The following is a 14,458-nucleotide window of genomic DNA, read 5'->3' as shown; positions in this document are numbered from 1 at the left end:
GCATGTCCCCTGACGGCGCCACGCGGCCACGGGCATCGTCGCGTCATACCCTCCGACAGCGTGAGCACCGACCAGCCCCGCACCGCCGCCGGCGACCTCGTCACCCTGTCCCTGGACGGCTGGGCCCATGGCGGCGAGGCCGTCGGCCGCCTGCCCGAGGGCATGGCCTGCTTCGTCGCCCACGCCCTGCCCGGCGAGACCGTCACTGCACGCATCACCGAGCGGAAGAAGCGGTGGGCACGGGCCGAGCTGGTCGAGGTGCTGCAGGCAAGTCCCCACCGCGTGGGCCCGCCCTGTCCCCACTACGGCCCCGACCGCTGCGGCGGGTGCCAGCTGCAGCACGCGGCGCCGGCACACCAGCTGGAGCTGAAGGCCCGGGTGCTGCGGGAGCAGCTGGTCCGGATCGGCCGTGTCGAGGACCCGCCGGAGATCGTCGTGGAGCCCGTCCCCGACGCCTGGCCGCAGGGGTACCGGGCCTGGGCGCGGATGGCCGTGGCTCCCGACGGGGCGTTGGGGTTCCGGCGTGCCAGCAGCCACGAGGTGCACCCGGTGGACCGGTGCCTGCTGATGACCGATGCCGCCGCGAGCCTTCGCGACGAGGCGGGCGACGGCTGGGACGGCGTCGACGAGGTGGCACTGATGGCCGGCACCGACGGTCGGCTGCTGACGATCCACCCGGGCACCGGCGGCGTGCCGGCCGCCCCCGAGGGCAGCTTCGGCGTCGCCCTGCAGTCCTCGGGTGCACCTGCGGTCCTTCGCGAACCCGGATCGGTGACGATGCGCGTCCGCGACGTCGACCTGCGCGTCTCGGCAGGGGCGTTCTTCCAGGCCGGCCCTGCCGCGGCCGCCGCGCTGGTCGACCTCGTCGTCGCCGCAGCCTCGCCGGCCGGCACCCCCTACCTGACCGGGATGCACGTCCTGGACCTGTACGGCGGCGTCGGGTTGTTCTCCACCTTCCTGGCCCGTGCCGGTGCCCGGGTGACCCTCGTGGAGTCCAGCCCACAGGCGACCACCGACGCACGCGCCAACCTGTCGGAGCTGGACGTCACCGTCGTGACCGCGGACGTCGCCGACGTCATGGACGAGCTGGCCGACGTCGACGTCGTCGTGCTGGACCCCCCTCGTTCGGGCGCCGGTCCCGACGTGTGCCGCGAGCTCGCCGCGCTCCGTCCCGACCGCCTGGTCTACGTCGCCTGTGATCCCGCCGCGCTGGCGCGGGACACCAAGGCCCTGCTCGCCGCGGGCATGCGGCTCGTCGCGGTCCGCGGGCTGGACGTCTTCGGACACACCGCCCACGTCGAGGCCGTCGCCACGTTCCTCCCGCCGGTCGGGGCGGAGGGCGCGTAGGTGGCGCGCCGTTCGCGTCGGGTCGTCCCGGCACTCGGGACGCTGGTGGTGCTGGCCCTGATCGCGGCAGCCATCGTGTCGGTCGCACAGCCACGGTTCGTCGTCGGCGACCCCCTGCCGCAGGTCGCCACGACCGGGTTCCTGGAGAAGCCCGACCCGCCGAAGCAGTGGCGCGTCGTCGCAGCCGCGAAGGCCGGCGCCGTCGACCTGGTCGACGTGCCGGCCCCGGTGGAGCTGGCCCCACCGGGTGATCCCGTGGCCCAGCAGGTCACCGCCGCCATGGTCGACGCCATCGCCCGGGCCGGCGACGCCGGGACCAGCGGGGTCTACGTGATGGACGCCGACGGGCGAGTGGTGTTCGACTCCGGGGGCACCGTGCCGTTGATCCCGGCCTCCACCGCCAAGCTCGTCACCGCGGCCGCCGCGCTGACGGCGTTCGGCCCGGACCACACCTTCACGACCACCGTGTCCAGCGACGTCCCGGTGGGACCCGACGGCGTGCTGGCCGGCGACCTGGTGCTGACGGGGGGCGGCGACCCGACGCTGGTCAGCCAGGACTGGATCGAGGGAGAGGTCGACACCGAACGTCCGCACACCCCCATCGCAGGGCTCGCGGACCAGCTGGTCGCTGCCGGCGTGCGACACATCGAGGGCGACGTCGTCGGGGACGGCAGCTACCTGGACGGCGACGTGCTGGCGATGGGGTGGCCGCCTCGCTACCTCGAGGACCTCGACGCCACCCCGATCGACGGCCTGACCGTCGACGAGGGGCTGGAGCTGTACCGCACCGACGCCGGCGCCCTGCGGTCGCGGGCCTCCACCGACCCGGTCGGCGACGCGGCGAGGGTGCTGGCGGCTGCGCTGGTCGAGCGGGGTGTCGTCATCACCGGTCGGGCGCGGGCGGCGGACGTGCCGACCCCACCCGGCAGCATCGAGCTCGGGCGGCTGCAGTCCCCACCGCTGGTGACGTTGCTGACCTCGATGGTCCAGCGCAGCGACAACCACCTCGCCGACGTCCTGTTCCGCGCTGTCGGTCGTCGGGTGGAGGGGGCCGGCAGCTTCGACGACGGGGCGGCCCAGGCCATCGCCGTCCTCGAGGAGCTCGAGCTGGACTGGAGCAGCACCTCCCTGGCCGACGGGTCGGGCCTGTCGCGCGACAGCCGCATCCCGGTCGCCCTGCTCGTGACCCTGAACTACCGGATGACCAGCTCGTCGGTGGGTGCCACGTGGCAGGACCTCATGGCCGTGTCGGGGGTGTCCGGCACCCTCCGACGGCGGCTGGTCGACACCATCGCCGAGCTGCGGCTCCGCGGAAAGACCGGGTCGCTCGGTGACGTCCGGGCGATCAGCGGGGCGGTCGTCGGTCCGGACGGACGGCCGTTCTGGTTCGGCGTGACGAGCAACGACCTGGAGGGGCCCCAGCTGTCCAACGCCCGGCGGCTGCAGGACCTCGTGGTGTTGGGGCTGGCCGCGACGCTCTACGGCTGCACCGAGATCCCGGTGCCGACACCGTCTCCCGAACCGACCGAACCCCCGCCCCTGCCGACGCACACCTGTGGCTGAAGCGGGCAGGCGCCGCCGTGGTTACGATCCCTTCCGTGGCGCAACCCCATGCAGACGATGACCTGTTGACCCTCCAGGAAGCAGCGGAGGCGCTCGACGTCCACTACATGACGGCCTACCGGTGGGTCCGGCAGGGTGACCTTCCGGCGATCAAGGACGGTGGACGGCTCCGTGTTCGCCGCGACGACCTCGACGCCTGTCGCCGTGCACGCGACGAGGGCACGGACGGACCGGTCGAGCGGGACGACGACACCGTCCGCGAGCGGCAGGTCCACGTCGACCGCCTGCTCCAGCAGCTGGTCAACGGCGAGGCCAGCGAGGCCAACGCAACCGTCCGCGAGCTGGTCAGGGACGGACTGAGCGTCGGCGACCTGTACACGCAGGTGCTGACCCCGGCCCTGCACCGCATCGGTGACATGTGGGAGGTCGGGGCGATCAGCGTCGCGGTCGAGCACCGCGCCACGGCCATCACCAGCGGCATCATGAGCCGGCTGTCGGAGCACTTCGAACGCCGGGGCCCCAGACGGGGCGTGGCGGCCACCGTCACCGCGCCGGGCGAGGCCCACGGGGTGGCCACGGCGATGATCGCCGACTTCCTCCGCGCCGCCGGATGGGAGGTGCACCACCTCGGTACCGACGTACCGATCGAGGACCTGAAGCTGTTCCTCGACATCGTGCCCGCGGACGTCGTCTGCGTCTCCGTCGCCAAGTCCATGGATCCCGAGGAGTACCGGGCGCTCGCCGACGCCTGCGAGGGACGTCAGCTCATCATGGGCGGGCAGGGCGTCGACCTTGCGATCGCGGAGCCGCTGGGCATCACCGTGCTCGAGGATCCTCGTCAGCTGGTCGAGCACCTCGAGGCGCATGCGCCCGACCGCACCTGATCCCGACCGCCTTCCGAGCGGTCTTCAGCTCAGGATCAGCGCCAGGCCCGACGTGGTCAGGAGGACGCCGGCCACCAGCTGGCCGTAGTGCGTCTTCGGCGTCCTCGCCGTCCGCATGCGCGAGAACGACGCGCCACCGGTCCCGAGGAGCCCTGCAGCTCCGAGGACGAGCATCAACACGCCGGCCATCAACACGATCGCACCCATAGGCTGGGAGTCTATGAGCGACGCCGACCGGTCTCAGTCCGACCCCGCCCGTTTGCCCACGCCCACCGCGGCCACCGACACCGCACGGTCCCTGCCACGGGCGGATGTGCCGACGGTCCAGCCCGCCCTGTCGGAGACCCCCGCCGATCCCGCCGCGTCGCTGTACGACCGGGTCGGCGGCGAGGCCTTCTTCACCGAGCTGATCGCCGCGTTCTACCGGCACGTCGCCGACGACGAGGTGCTGCGCCCCCTCTATCCCGACGCCGACCTCGGCCCTGCCGAGGAACGCCTGCGGCTGTTCTTCATCCAGTACTGGGGCGGGCCGACGACCTACTCCGAGCAACGTGGCCACCCGCGGCTGCGCATGCGCCATGCCCCCTTCCCCGTCGGCTCGGTCCAGATCGAGGCGTGGCTGGACTGCTTCCGCAGGGCCATCCGCGACGTGCAGCCCGCGCCCGAGGTGACCGTGGAGCTGTGGGCCTACGTCGAGCGCGCCGCCCACTTCATGCGCAACGTGCCCGAGCCCGCGTGACGGGGACCGGCCGCCTGTGGGTGGGCCTGGGCAGCACCTTCGGGGCCCTGGCGACCGCGCTCGTCGTCGGCGGCGGGTTCGTCTACACCGGCCAGCTGCTGCCGGCGTCCGCACGCGACCGAACGCTGGACACCACCGCGACCCTTGCCGACGACGGCACGGTCCGGCTGCCCGCAGAACGTCGGGCGTGCCTGGAGCACATCGGCCTGCTGCTTCCCGACGGCTACGTCCGCATCGGCGGGCCGGTCGAGGGCACCTGTGACGGCGATGGCACCGTGGTCCGGACGGTCCTCGCCATCGACGAGGGAGACCCCGCCACGGGGGTGACCCAGCCCGCACGGTTCGACGAGTACATCTGGCACGGCCCGCCCTCACGGGTCGGGTTGTCCTTCGAGGACGTCGTGGTCCCCACCGAGCGAGGGGACGCACCGGCGTGGCTGCTGCCCGGCGAGGGCGACCGCTGGGCGATCGTCGTGCACGGTCGCACGGGGACACGGGAGGAGTCGCTGCGGATCCTGCCCACCCTCGTCGCACACGGCCTGCATACGCTGGCGATCACCCACCGCAACGACTTCGCCGGCGGCCCTCCGGCCGCCGACGGCACCGGCAGGTACGGCGCGAGCGAGTGGCCGGACCTCGCCGCAGCGGTCGACTGGGCGCGGGCGAGGGGCGCTCGCGACATCGTCCTGGTCGGGTTCTCCCAGGGCGGCTCGCTGATCGGCTACCTCCTGAGGGAACGCGGCCCCGACCACATCGCCGGGATCGTCCTGGACTCCCCGCTGCTGTCGTTGCCCGAGACGTTGGTCCTGCAGGCGCGACGCCGCAACATCCCCGGCCCGATCGTCCCGCCGATCCTGTTCGGCACCCAGCAGGTGGCCCGCCTGCAGGCCGACTTCGACGTCGCCGATGTCGAGCACGTCGACACGTTCGCCGGCAGCGACGTGCCGCTGCTGCTGTTCCACGGTCCCGGCGACGACTTCGTCCCGGTGGGGCCCAGCGACCGCCTGGCCGCCGCCCGCACACGGGCCATGACCTACGAACGCCTCCCGACCGCAGGGCACGTCGAGGGCTTCAACGCCGACGCCGACCGCTACACCACCGCGGTGACACGCTTCCTCGAGGGCCTGTAACCCGGACCGGTCAGGCGCCGACGAAGCGTCGCAGGCGCTCGAGCTCCAGCTGGAGGGTCTCCACGTCGTCGCGCAGCTCGGCAACCTCCTGCTGCAGCGCGGCGACACGGCCGTCGTCCGCCGGCACCGAAGCCGTCGCCGCGGGTGTTCCGGAGGTGGTGGTCGTGGGTGCCGCCTCCCCGCCGAGCAGATGGCACCAACGGCCCTCCTTCTGACCGGGCTGGCGCGGCACCTCGGCCACGAGCGCCCCGAACGGGTGGGTCCGCAGGCGCTCCAGCGCCTCGTGCACGTCCGAAAGCTCCGGGAACCGGTGCAGCCGCTCGGTTCGGGTCCGCAGCTCGCCGATCGTCTGCGGGCCACGCAGCATCAGGACCGCCAGCAACGCCACCCCGTCGGTGTCCAGCTCGAGGTGGTCGCCGAGGGTGTGGGCGTACTTGGGCGTGTTGGACCCGTGGGCGTACCGGGTGACGACCAGGTCGCCACCGGACAGCTCGGTGAGGGCCTCGCGCAGCACCGGCTCGTCGTAGTCGGTGACCGGGTCACGGTTGGTCGACTGGTTGGTCGCGTTGCGCAGGGCGTTCAGCGACAGCGGGTATCCGTTGGGAGTGGCCAGCTCCTTCTCGATGAGCGCCCCGAGGACGCGCTGGGCCGGCGGGCTGAGCTCCATGGCCGTGCAGCCTAACGGGTCATCGTCCGCCTCAGGCCGCGGTGGGTCGGGCCACCGGGTCGATCAGCTCCCCGACGCGACCGAGCCACGCCTGCTCCTCGTGCCCCATGGCCGTGGTGGGGGCGCTCCCCTCGGCGATCTCGTGCATGATCCGGTTCCAGTTGGCCGTCGGCCGCAGGCGTGCCAGGAGGCTGTTCACCCCGAACTGAATGCGGTTGAGCAGGATGTACTCCGCCGGCATCGTCAGCTTGCGGAGGGTTGCCTCCATGCCTCGAGAGGGGTCGGTGGACGCCCCGATCAGCCGTCGGGCGTACTCCGTGGAGTAGGTCCACTCGCGGTCGCCGGCAAGTGGTTCGTAGGCCAGGGCGAACCATCGACGCACGACGTCGAAATCGATGTCCTGGTGGTCCTTGGGCAGCAGGCCGGCGTCGAGCATGGCGTGCTGCAGGGCCGTGGCCCCGGTGGGGTCGCCCTCGTCGTCGGCGGCGACGGCCAGGTGCAGCGCCCGCAGCTTGCGACGGACGTCGGAGGAGAAGGTCCGTGCCGATCCGTAGTCGATGAACGTGACCGGACCACCCGGGTCCAGCGGGAAGATGAAGTTCCCCGGGTGCGGGTCGGCGTTGAAGATCCGGAAGCGGTACAGGGAGGAGAAGACGAAGCGGAAGATCGCCTCGCCGTACCGGTCTCGTTCGTCCTGGGGCGCGTCGAGGATCTGATCGAAGCGGCGGCCCGCGACGTACTCGGTGACCAGCACCCGCGGCCGACACCATTCGTGGAACACACGCGGGACGGCGATGGCGGGGTGGCCGTCGAACCGGTCGTGGAACGCCTGCTGGTAGGCCCCCTCCTTCTGGTAGTCCAGCTCGTCGCGGATGCGCTCGCGCACCTCGTCGATCAGCGGGCCGGTGTCAAGGTTGGGGTGCGTCATCGACAGCACGGGTCGCAGCGCCGACAGGTTGCCCATGTCGGCCTGCACGGCCTCGGCGATGCCCGGGTGCTGGACCTTGACGGCGACCTCGGTGCCGTCGGGCAGCTGTGCCCGGTGGACCTGGCCGATGGAGGCCACAGCGATGGGGTCCCTGTCCCACCGGGCGAAGACGTCGGTGGCCGGGGCGCCGTACTGCTCCGCGATGGCCGCCTCGATGGCGGCGGTGTCGGTCGCCGGCGCGCTGTCGAGCAGCCCGTTGAGCCTGCTGCGGTAGATGTCGCCGGTCGCGTCGTCGATGTCGAGGTCCACGAAGGCCAGCATCTGGCCGAGCTTCATGGCCGCGCCCTTCATCGATCCGAGGGTCTCGAAGACGGCATCGGCGACCTGCTCGTGACCGGCCTCGACCGCGGCGGTGTCGCCGCGACGGGCGGCTCGACGGGCCCCGACCAACCCGGAACCGGCCTTCGCACCGAGCTTGGCGAGGGAGGCAGCGCGCTTGACGCGTCCGCCGAGGGGAAGGGAGGAGTCAGCCATGGTGACGGCCATTGTCCCCCGTTCGGGGCCCCGTACACCCCGCAACACCGGCCGGGGAGGACGGCCCGACTACTCCAGGATCTCCCAGGAGGTGTCCTCGATGTCGTTGGCGGTCACCTGGATCGTGGCCGTGCCCCCGCCGGCGTCGGTCGCCGAGCACTGGAAGCCGTCACCGATGGGCACGACGGTGATGCCCTGACCGCAGTTGAGGTTGACCGGCACGCCGATGGCCTCGGAGATGTCGGCCGCCAGCAGCTCGGCGGTGTCGGTCAGCTCGTAGACCACGTCGAGGGTGTTGAAGGTGACGTTGAAGTCCTCGTCCTCGACCGTGGCCTGAACCCGGACGGCCTGGCCCTCCAGGGTGGCGGTGCACACGAGCTGGTCACCGACGCCGGGGTCCTCGTCCGGTTCGGGACAGTCGACCCCTTCCACGCTGCGGCCGATCGAGGCGTAGCTGGCGTTCAGCTCCTCGGCGATGCCCTCCTCGAGCGCCTCGTAGTCCAGCCCCCCGATGGAGAAGCTGAACGAGCACGCGGAGGTGACGACGGCGAGCAGCAGCACGACAGCGGCACGGGTGGTGGTGGGACGGTGCATGGTGGAGTTCCCCTCGGATGATCAGGCGCCGACACGGCGTGACCGGAAGCCTTCCACACCCGTCCGCAGCAGGGGAACTCCGTCCTCGATCGTTCAGGAACTACGCGAAGCCGCCACTCTCGAAGACCGCCAGCACGCCCTGCTGGCCGAGCGCACCGAACCGCGTGGTCGCCTCACCCGTCTCGCCGTTCACGAAGACCCACGTGGGCTGGCCGAACACCCCGAAGCGGTCCCAGACCACGTTGTCGGGGTCGGCGATGGTGACCACGTCGGACAGGCCGTGGCGGTCCACGAACGCCTCCATCTCCTCGATGGAGTCGCGTCCAGCGACGCCCACGATGCGCTGGTCCTCGTCAAGCAGCTGCGCAACCTGCACAACCTCGGGAGCCTCCCGGTTGCAGGTGCTTCACCAGGGCGCCCAGAACCACAGCAGCAGGTCGTTGCCGACCGCGCTCGCCCCCTCGAAGGTGCCACCACCGAGGGTCGCTGCGCTGAAGGCCAGCGCCTCGGGGACGTCACCGGCCGGAGTCACCGGGCCGGTGGTCGCGGCGCTCGTGCCGGCAGCCGGCACGGAGGTCGCAGCGGGGGCCGCCACCGACGACTCCGGCGCCGAGGACCCACACGCCGCGGCGAGCAACGCCAGGGCCACCAGCAGCAGTCGGGAGATCCGGAACACGCGGCGAGCCTAGCGCGACGTGGTGCCCGGCACGAGGCGGGTTCAGCCGAACAGTCCCGCCCGATGCGCTTCGGCTGCCGCTTGTCCGCGGCTGGCGACCCCCATCTTGGCGAGGATGTTGGAGACGTGGACGCTGGCGGTCTTGCCGGTGATGAACAGCTCCGCGCCGATCTGGGCGTTGGACAGCCCGTCGGCGACCAGCCGGAGGACCTCCATCTCGCGGTTCGTCAGCTCGTAGGGATCCTCGACCCTGTCCGGGTCGAGGAACCCGCCGCGGCGCCCGAGCGTGGTGGCGGCCATCACGAGCCGGCCGGCCCCGATGTCGTCGGCGATGCGCGTCGCGGCCTTCCAGGCCGCCAGCGCGGCAGCGCGGTCCCCCGCCTCCAGCTCTGCCTCGGCCAGGGAGAGCAGGCAACGGGCGTGTCCCGGCGCGAGGTCCATCTCGTCGTGGACCGTCGCCGCCGCTGTCCACGCCTCGCGTGTGTCCACCCCCTCGAGCTGCGCCGACAACGCCCCCAACCGAGCCACATCGGCGACGTGCAACGCCGTCTGGCCACGGGCCGTGGCCGCATCCACCGCCGCGACGACGTCCTCGACGACCTGGTTCGGCACGGGTGCGGACGCCGCGAGCGCCATCACGGCCTCGAGCACGTTGCAGGCCAGCGACGCCTCGTACCGGGCCGGGCCCTGCCCGTTGCGCAGCGCGACGAGCGCTGATCGTGACTCCTCCAGCGCGGCCCCGTGATTCCCCAGCGCCTGCTGGACCCCCGCCGAGACCACCGCCGCCCTCGCCGCGAAGTGCGGCTCGGCCGTCCCTCCCATGTGGCGATACGCCGAAGCCACGGCGGCCGAGGCGCCGTCGACGTCGCCGAGGAGCAGCCGGGCCTCGGCCTGACCGAGGTAGGCGTGGGCCCCTGCCAGCCCGTCGGGCGAGAGCGCGACGTTCTCCTCCGCCAGCTCCTCGGCCTCCGCCAACCGACCCAGGGGGACGAGCGCCTCGACCATGTTGGCCTGCTGGTAGACGCCGTGGCTGCGGAGCAACCCGTTGGCCCGAGCCAGCGGCACGCCCCGCTGGGCGACGGCGATGGAGGCCTCGAGCTGACCGGCAACCATCAGGCTGTGCGACAGGTTCGTGTGGCCCCGCAGGACGTAGTCGATCCGGTTGATGTCGGCAGCAAGACGCGTTCCCTCCTCCAGGTGCGTGCGACCGACGTCGTGATCCCCTCGTGCCATCTCGATCGTGCCGAGCGTGATCAACGAGTAGGCCTCGTCGCGAACGGACCCCACCTGCCGCGCGACGACGATGGATTCCGTGGCGACGTCCTCGGCCTCCACGGCCTGGTTGGTGACCATGAGCCCCTTGGCGAGCGCCGCCAGCACCCTGGCCCGCTCCTCGGTCGGTTCCTCGCCGACCGTCGCGACCGCAGTCCGGTACGCATCGACGCCGCCGGGGTCACCGAGGTGCTGCATGGCGTGGCCGATCCACATCTGGATCAGCGCGGCCCGTCGTGGGTCGGCGTCGGGATCGAGCTGGGTCAGCGCCTGTCGAGCCAACGACAGGCCCCGACGTCTGTCGTGGCCCGAGACCGTGCACAGGGCCGCCTTCTTCAGGACCTCCGCCAGGTCGGTTCCGGTTCGTTCTCCGGCGTCCGGCACGTCGGGCCACAGCTTGGCAACCCGCTCGAAGTGCCATTGGGCTTCGACGTAGGCCACGGCGTCGAGGGCGGACACCCCTGCGGCGAAGGACGCCTCCAGGCAGCGGGCGACGTCCCCCGCGATCAGGTGGTGGCGAGCAAGGGCTGCCGCGTGTCGACCGCGCAGGCCACCGTCGGCCTCGAGCGCCGCCGCCAGCGCCTGGTGCAGGCGCCGCGCCTCGCCGGGCAGCAGCATGTCGTGCACCACCTCCTGCAGCAGGGCGTGGCGGAACCGATAGGCACCGTCCCCCGTGACCACCAGCAGGCGGTGGTCGACGGCCTCGCGCAGCGCGCGGGTGACCGCCGTCTCCTCCATGCCGGTCATGCGCCGCAGCAGGTCGTGGTCGATCGAATCGCCGGCGGCCGCCACCAACCGGAGCACCTCTCGGGTGGGCTCGGCCAGCTCGTCGAAGCGGTCCAGCAGCAGGTCACCGAGGTGGTCGGGGACCCGGCGGCCCGACCGGGCCAGCTCCAGCCCGAAGAAGGGGTTGCCGTCGGCCCGCTCGAGCACCTCGTCGACGGCGTGCTGGTCGGGCAGGTGCTCGCACAGCGGCCTCAGGAGCTGGGTCATCGCGACCGTTCCGAGCGGCCCCAGCGTGACCTCGGTGGTCCGGGAGCCGCGCCGAAGCGCCGTCAGCAGCCGGGACACCGGGTGCCGCCGGGTGACCTCGCCGCCCCGGACGGTCGCGACCAGCAGGACCGGCGCGCCGGTCAGGTTCTGGCTGAGGAAGGCCAGCAGGTCACGGGTGGACGGTTCGCTGAAGTGCAGGTCCTCGATCACGAGCACCAGCAGGCCGGTCCGTCGGCCGAGCCGTTCGAGCAGCGCCAGCAGGTGCTCGTAGAGCTGGGTCTGGCCGACGTCGATGTCAGCGACGCCCTGCGCCCGCTCCGGCGGGGGACCGAGCTCCGGGACGAGCCGGCTGAGCGCCGCACGGGCAGGGGCGTCGAGGTCCACGTCGATGTCGGCCGTCGACTCGCGCAGGACCGGACGCAACGCCTGGACGAGCGGGGCGTACGGCAGGGTGGCCCCGCCGAGGTCGAGGCACTCGCCGACCATGACCAACGCGTCCTCGATCCCCGCGGCGAACGCGGCCACGAGGTGGGACTTGCCCATGCCGGCGTCGCCGGAGACCAGCGCGACGCGCAGGTCCGCGTCGCGCCGGGCCGCCGCGGCCAGCCGGCTGAGGATGGCCAGCTCGTCGGCCCGGCCGACAGGGGGTTCGGGATGACGGGGCAGGGTCACGGACGCCATTGTGGCGGTCAGCGCCCCCCGCGAACAGGCAGGACCGACAGCAGCCGGTGCACCGCTGCCATGCGGTGGGACACCAGCGTGCGGTCCCGTGCGCCGTCGTGGTGGAGGCGACGGTCGGCAGCACGGATGCGGTCCTGGAGGTGGATCAGGGTCAGGTGCTCGTAGTCGTTCATGGCTCGACCATGCGCCCGAGGCCCCCTCCCCCACATCGGGAAGGTGCCGTATCTCGACAACGCCCGTCACGGGCATCGGTCTGAGGTAGCGAGGTCCGTCTGGGGAGTGGCCGGCGCGGGCCTCAGAACGGGGGATGGAGGTGCGCGCCGACCCAGGCCAGGCCCAGTCCGCACAGCACGGTGCCGGCGACGTAGCCGTAGCGGATCCCGGTCGGCGAGGCGGCCTCGACCGCGAACGTCGAGAAGGTCGTCAGGCCCCCGAGCAGCCCGGCCGCGATCCCGGTGGGAAGGGGACGTGGGACCAGCAGCACTCCCGCGGGGTCGACGGCCAGGAGCAGGCCGAGCGCGAGGCACCCGAGCATGTTGGCCGCGAACGTCCCCCGGGGCCACGATCCGTTCAGCCGCGACAGCCACCAGCGCAGCACCGCGCCGAGGGCCCCGCCTGCCGCCACCGCCAGTGCCGTCACGACGGCGCTCCCGGACGGGGCCGGGACGCCCGTTGCCCCAGCCGTGCGGCGGCCAACCCGACCCCCAGCGTCACCCCCACGTAGGCGATGCCCTCCAGCGGGCTGCGCCGACCGACCAGGACCGCCTCGACGGCGAACGCGCTGAAGGTCGTGAACGCCCCCAGCACCCCGGTGCCGAGGAACGCCCGTCGCATCGGGTCGACCTGTCGGCCGGCGACCCATCCCAGCAGCAACGCGCCGACCACGTTGACCAGCAGCGTGCCCCACGGGAACGCCGGCTGTGTCGCCACGCAGCTGGCGGTGGCCGGGCACGCGCCGACGACGAGGCCGTTCATCACACCCGCCAGCTGCCAGCGCAGCAGCGCCCCGACCGCACCTCCGGCCGCGACGACCAGCGCGGTGCGTCCGCCCGAGGCACCCGCTGCGGTCGGGGTCACGTCGTCGCCTGGCGTTCGGCCACGCGGGTCCAGGCCGCACCGCGGAGGCGCCACAGCTGGGCGCCCACGCGGATGACCATCAGGGCGACGACTGACCACCACAGCCCGGGGAGGCCCCAGCCACGGGAGAGGGCCAGCGCGATCACCGGCAGCAACCCGACGACGACGGCCGTCACCGTCGACCCCATGAGGAACGTGAAGTCGCCGGCGCCCATGAAGACGCCGTCGAGGACGAACGTCACCCCGCCGATCGGCTGCAGGAGGGCCACGAGCAGCCAGACGCTGCCGACGGTCTCGATGACCGCAGGGTCAGTGGTGAAGATGCCGGGCAGCACCCCACCCAGCGGCAGGTAGACCAGCATCGCCACGACACCCGCCCCCAGCCCCCAGCGGGTCAGGGACCAGGCGTCCGCCCGTGCCCGTGCCCGATCGCCCTCTCCCAGCGCCGTCCCCACCATCGCCTGTCCGGCGATCGCGAAACCGTCGAGCATCAGGGTGGACAGCAGCCACAGCTCGCGCGCGACCTGGTGACCGGCCACCGCGACCGTGTCGATCCGCGCAGCGGCGGCGGTCAGCACCGCCAGCCCGACCACGAGGGAGACGGTGCGGACGAAGAGGTCGCGGCTGATCCGCGCGAGGGTGGCCAGCTGCGACGGCACGGGTCGCAGCGACGGGGCCGGCAACCGGCGCCGCACGATCACCATGAACACGACCGCGGCCATGCCCTGGGCGATGACGGTGCCGAGCGCCGCACCGGCCACCCCGAGCCCGACGGGATGGATGAGGATCACGCTGAGGATGGCGTTGGCCACGTTGGCGACGACGGTGACCACCAGCGGCGTACGGGTGTCCTTGAGCCCGCGCAGCGCCCCGTGGCCGACCTGGACGAGCAGCACGGGCACGGCGGCGAACGCCCGGATCCGCAGATACGTCGTCGCCGGTTCGGTGACGTCGCCGCTGGCCCCCATCAGGTCGAGGACGGGACCGGTCGCGGTGACGAGGACCGTCGTGACCAGCAAACCGGCGGCAAGTGACGCCCAGATGGCCTGGACGGTGAACGTGGCGGCATCCGCCGGTCGGCGTGCGCCCACCAGCTGCGCGACCCGGGCCGTGGTCCCGTAGGTCAGCACGTTGAAGACCACGAACGCCGTCGTGAACACCGCCGTGGCCACACCCAGCGCCGCGAGCTCGTCGGTGCCCAGCCGGCCCACGAGGGCGGTGTCGACCAGGCCGAGGAGCGGGTCGGCGGCCAGCGCAACGGTGGCCGGCAGGGCCAGCCCGAGGATCTCCCTGCGTCGTGCGGCGGTGTCCATGGGTTGTGAAGCAGACCACTCGGGACGGCGGATCGCACGTTCATCCGGCGTCCGACACGC

At 72.5% G+C, this 14,458-nt stretch carries 16 protein-coding genes; 5 read left to right on the top strand and 11 right to left on the bottom strand.

Annotation, left to right across the window (positions count from 1 at the left end; all coding sequences use genetic code 11):
- Positions 1 to 60: 60 nt before the first annotated feature.
- Genes CUC05_RS13915 through CUC05_RS13905 form a run of 3 tightly spaced genes read left to right on the top strand, consistent with a single transcriptional unit; the run spans position 61 to position 3,794 of the window.
- Positions 61 to 1,347, top strand: coding sequence for a class I SAM-dependent RNA methyltransferase (locus CUC05_RS13915; RefSeq protein WP_108666718.1), 1,287 nt, complete (start codon positions 61 to 63; stop codon positions 1,345 to 1,347).
- A complete protein-coding gene (dacB, locus tag CUC05_RS13910; RefSeq protein WP_108666717.1) occupies positions 1,348 to 2,910 on the top strand; it encodes a D-alanyl-D-alanine carboxypeptidase/D-alanyl-D-alanine endopeptidase in 1,563 nt (520 codons plus the stop codon).
- A gap of 35 nt (positions 2,911 to 2,945) precedes the next feature.
- Positions 2,946 to 3,794 carry a helix-turn-helix domain-containing protein gene (locus CUC05_RS13905; RefSeq protein WP_157965552.1) on the top strand — a complete coding sequence of 283 codons (849 nt, stop codon included), beginning with the start codon at positions 2,946 to 2,948 and terminating at the stop codon, positions 3,792 to 3,794.
- 24 nt (positions 3,795 to 3,818) lie between these two features.
- Here the strand turns inward: CUC05_RS13905 and CUC05_RS13900 are convergent, their stop codons facing one another.
- Positions 3,819 to 4,001, bottom strand: coding sequence for a hypothetical protein (locus CUC05_RS13900; protein WP_108666715.1), 183 nt, complete (start codon positions 3,999 to 4,001; stop codon positions 3,819 to 3,821).
- Positions 4,002 to 4,014: 13 nt separating this feature from the next.
- Between CUC05_RS13900 and CUC05_RS13895 the strand changes: the two genes are divergently transcribed.
- Both CUC05_RS13895 and CUC05_RS13890 read left to right on the top strand, forming a co-directional pair.
- The gene (locus tag CUC05_RS13895) at positions 4,015 to 4,533 is read left to right on the top strand and encodes a globin (RefSeq protein WP_108666714.1); all 519 of its coding nucleotides are present in this window, start codon (positions 4,015 to 4,017) and stop codon (positions 4,531 to 4,533) included.
- On the top strand, positions 4,530 to 5,663 hold the full coding sequence (locus tag CUC05_RS13890) for an alpha/beta hydrolase (protein WP_157965551.1): 1,134 nt from the start codon (positions 4,530 to 4,532) through the stop codon (positions 5,661 to 5,663). The genes CUC05_RS13895 and CUC05_RS13890 overlap by 4 nt, the downstream gene beginning before the upstream one ends.
- A 10-nt stretch (positions 5,664 to 5,673) precedes the next feature.
- On the opposite strand, the gene CUC05_RS13885 is transcribed toward CUC05_RS13890, so the two are convergent.
- From CUC05_RS13885 to CUC05_RS13845, 10 genes are all read right to left on the bottom strand, one after another.
- Positions 5,674 to 6,330, bottom strand: a complete 657-nt coding sequence (locus CUC05_RS13885) for a YceH family protein (RefSeq protein ID WP_108666712.1) — start codon at positions 6,328 to 6,330, stop codon at positions 5,674 to 5,676.
- A 31-nt stretch (positions 6,331 to 6,361) separates the two neighbouring features.
- Positions 6,362 to 7,792 (bottom strand): ABC1 kinase family protein, encoded by a 1,431-nt coding sequence (locus CUC05_RS13880; protein ID WP_157965550.1) that lies wholly within the window; start codon positions 7,790 to 7,792, stop codon positions 6,362 to 6,364.
- A 69-nt stretch (positions 7,793 to 7,861) separates the two neighbouring features.
- Positions 7,862 to 8,386 (bottom strand): DUF4333 domain-containing protein, encoded by a 525-nt coding sequence (locus CUC05_RS13875; RefSeq protein ID WP_108666710.1) that lies wholly within the window; start codon positions 8,384 to 8,386, stop codon positions 7,862 to 7,864.
- A gap of 100 nt (positions 8,387 to 8,486) precedes the next feature.
- Entirely contained in the window at positions 8,487 to 8,762 is a 276-nt protein-coding gene (locus CUC05_RS13870; protein WP_108666709.1) for a TlpA family protein disulfide reductase, read from the bottom strand.
- 30 nt (positions 8,763 to 8,792) lie between these two features.
- Positions 8,793 to 9,062 (bottom strand): thioredoxin domain-containing protein, encoded by a 270-nt coding sequence (locus tag CUC05_RS13865; protein ID WP_108666708.1) that lies wholly within the window; start codon positions 9,060 to 9,062, stop codon positions 8,793 to 8,795.
- A gap of 42 nt (positions 9,063 to 9,104) precedes the next feature.
- Positions 9,105 to 11,999: a helix-turn-helix transcriptional regulator gene (locus tag CUC05_RS13860; RefSeq protein WP_170128014.1), complete on the bottom strand. Its 2,895-nt coding sequence runs from the start codon at positions 11,997 to 11,999 to the stop codon at positions 9,105 to 9,107.
- A 17-nt stretch (positions 12,000 to 12,016) separates the two neighbouring features.
- Positions 12,017 to 12,181 carry a hypothetical protein gene (locus CUC05_RS25130; protein ID WP_170128013.1) on the bottom strand — a complete coding sequence of 55 codons (165 nt, stop codon included), beginning with the start codon at positions 12,179 to 12,181 and terminating at the stop codon, positions 12,017 to 12,019.
- A gap of 122 nt (positions 12,182 to 12,303) precedes the next feature.
- Positions 12,304 to 12,648 (bottom strand): FluC/FEX family fluoride channel, encoded by a 345-nt coding sequence (locus CUC05_RS13855; protein WP_108666706.1) that lies wholly within the window; start codon positions 12,646 to 12,648, stop codon positions 12,304 to 12,306.
- On the bottom strand, positions 12,645 to 13,085 hold the full coding sequence (locus CUC05_RS13850) for a fluoride efflux transporter FluC (RefSeq protein ID WP_205712332.1): 441 nt from the start codon (positions 13,083 to 13,085) through the stop codon (positions 12,645 to 12,647). Before CUC05_RS13850 ends, CUC05_RS13855 begins: the two co-directional genes overlap by 4 nt.
- The gene (locus CUC05_RS13845) at positions 13,082 to 14,398 is read right to left on the bottom strand and encodes an MATE family efflux transporter (RefSeq protein ID WP_108666705.1); all 1,317 of its coding nucleotides are present in this window, start codon (positions 14,396 to 14,398) and stop codon (positions 13,082 to 13,084) included. Before CUC05_RS13845 ends, CUC05_RS13850 begins: the two co-directional genes overlap by 4 nt.
- Positions 14,399 to 14,458 lie beyond the last annotated feature (60 nt).

Origin of the sequence: Euzebya rosea, assembly GCF_003073135.1 — a bacterium.
GTDB classification, from domain to species: Bacteria; Actinomycetota; Nitriliruptoria; order Euzebyales; family Euzebyaceae; genus Euzebya; species Euzebya rosea.
This window is presented reverse-complemented; position numbering and strand designations above follow the sequence as displayed.

Bases quoted from the DNA above. Each gene is read 5' to 3' on its own strand.
- CUC05_RS13900 (WP_108666715.1), bottom strand. From the start codon at position 4,001: ATGGGTGCGATCGTGTTGATGGCCGGCGTGTTGATGCTCGTCCTCGGA.
- CUC05_RS13895 (WP_108666714.1), top strand. From the start codon at position 4,015: ATGAGCGACGCCGACCGGTCTCAGTCCGACCCCGCCCGTTTGCCCACG.
- CUC05_RS13885 (WP_108666712.1), bottom strand. From the start codon at position 6,330: ATGGAGCTCAGCCCGCCGGCCCAGCGCGTCCTCGGGGCGCTCATCGAG.
- CUC05_RS13880 (WP_157965550.1), bottom strand. From the start codon at position 7,792: ATGGCTGACTCCTCCCTTCCCCTCGGCGGACGCGTCAAGCGCGCTGCC.
- CUC05_RS13875 (WP_108666710.1), bottom strand. From the start codon at position 8,386: ATGCACCGTCCCACCACCACCCGTGCCGCTGTCGTGCTGCTGCTCGCC.
- CUC05_RS25130 (WP_170128013.1), bottom strand. From the start codon at position 12,181: ATGAACGACTACGAGCACCTGACCCTGATCCACCTCCAGGACCGCATC.
- CUC05_RS13845 (WP_108666705.1), bottom strand. From the start codon at position 14,398: ATGGACACCGCCGCACGACGCAGGGAGATCCTCGGGCTGGCCCTGCCG.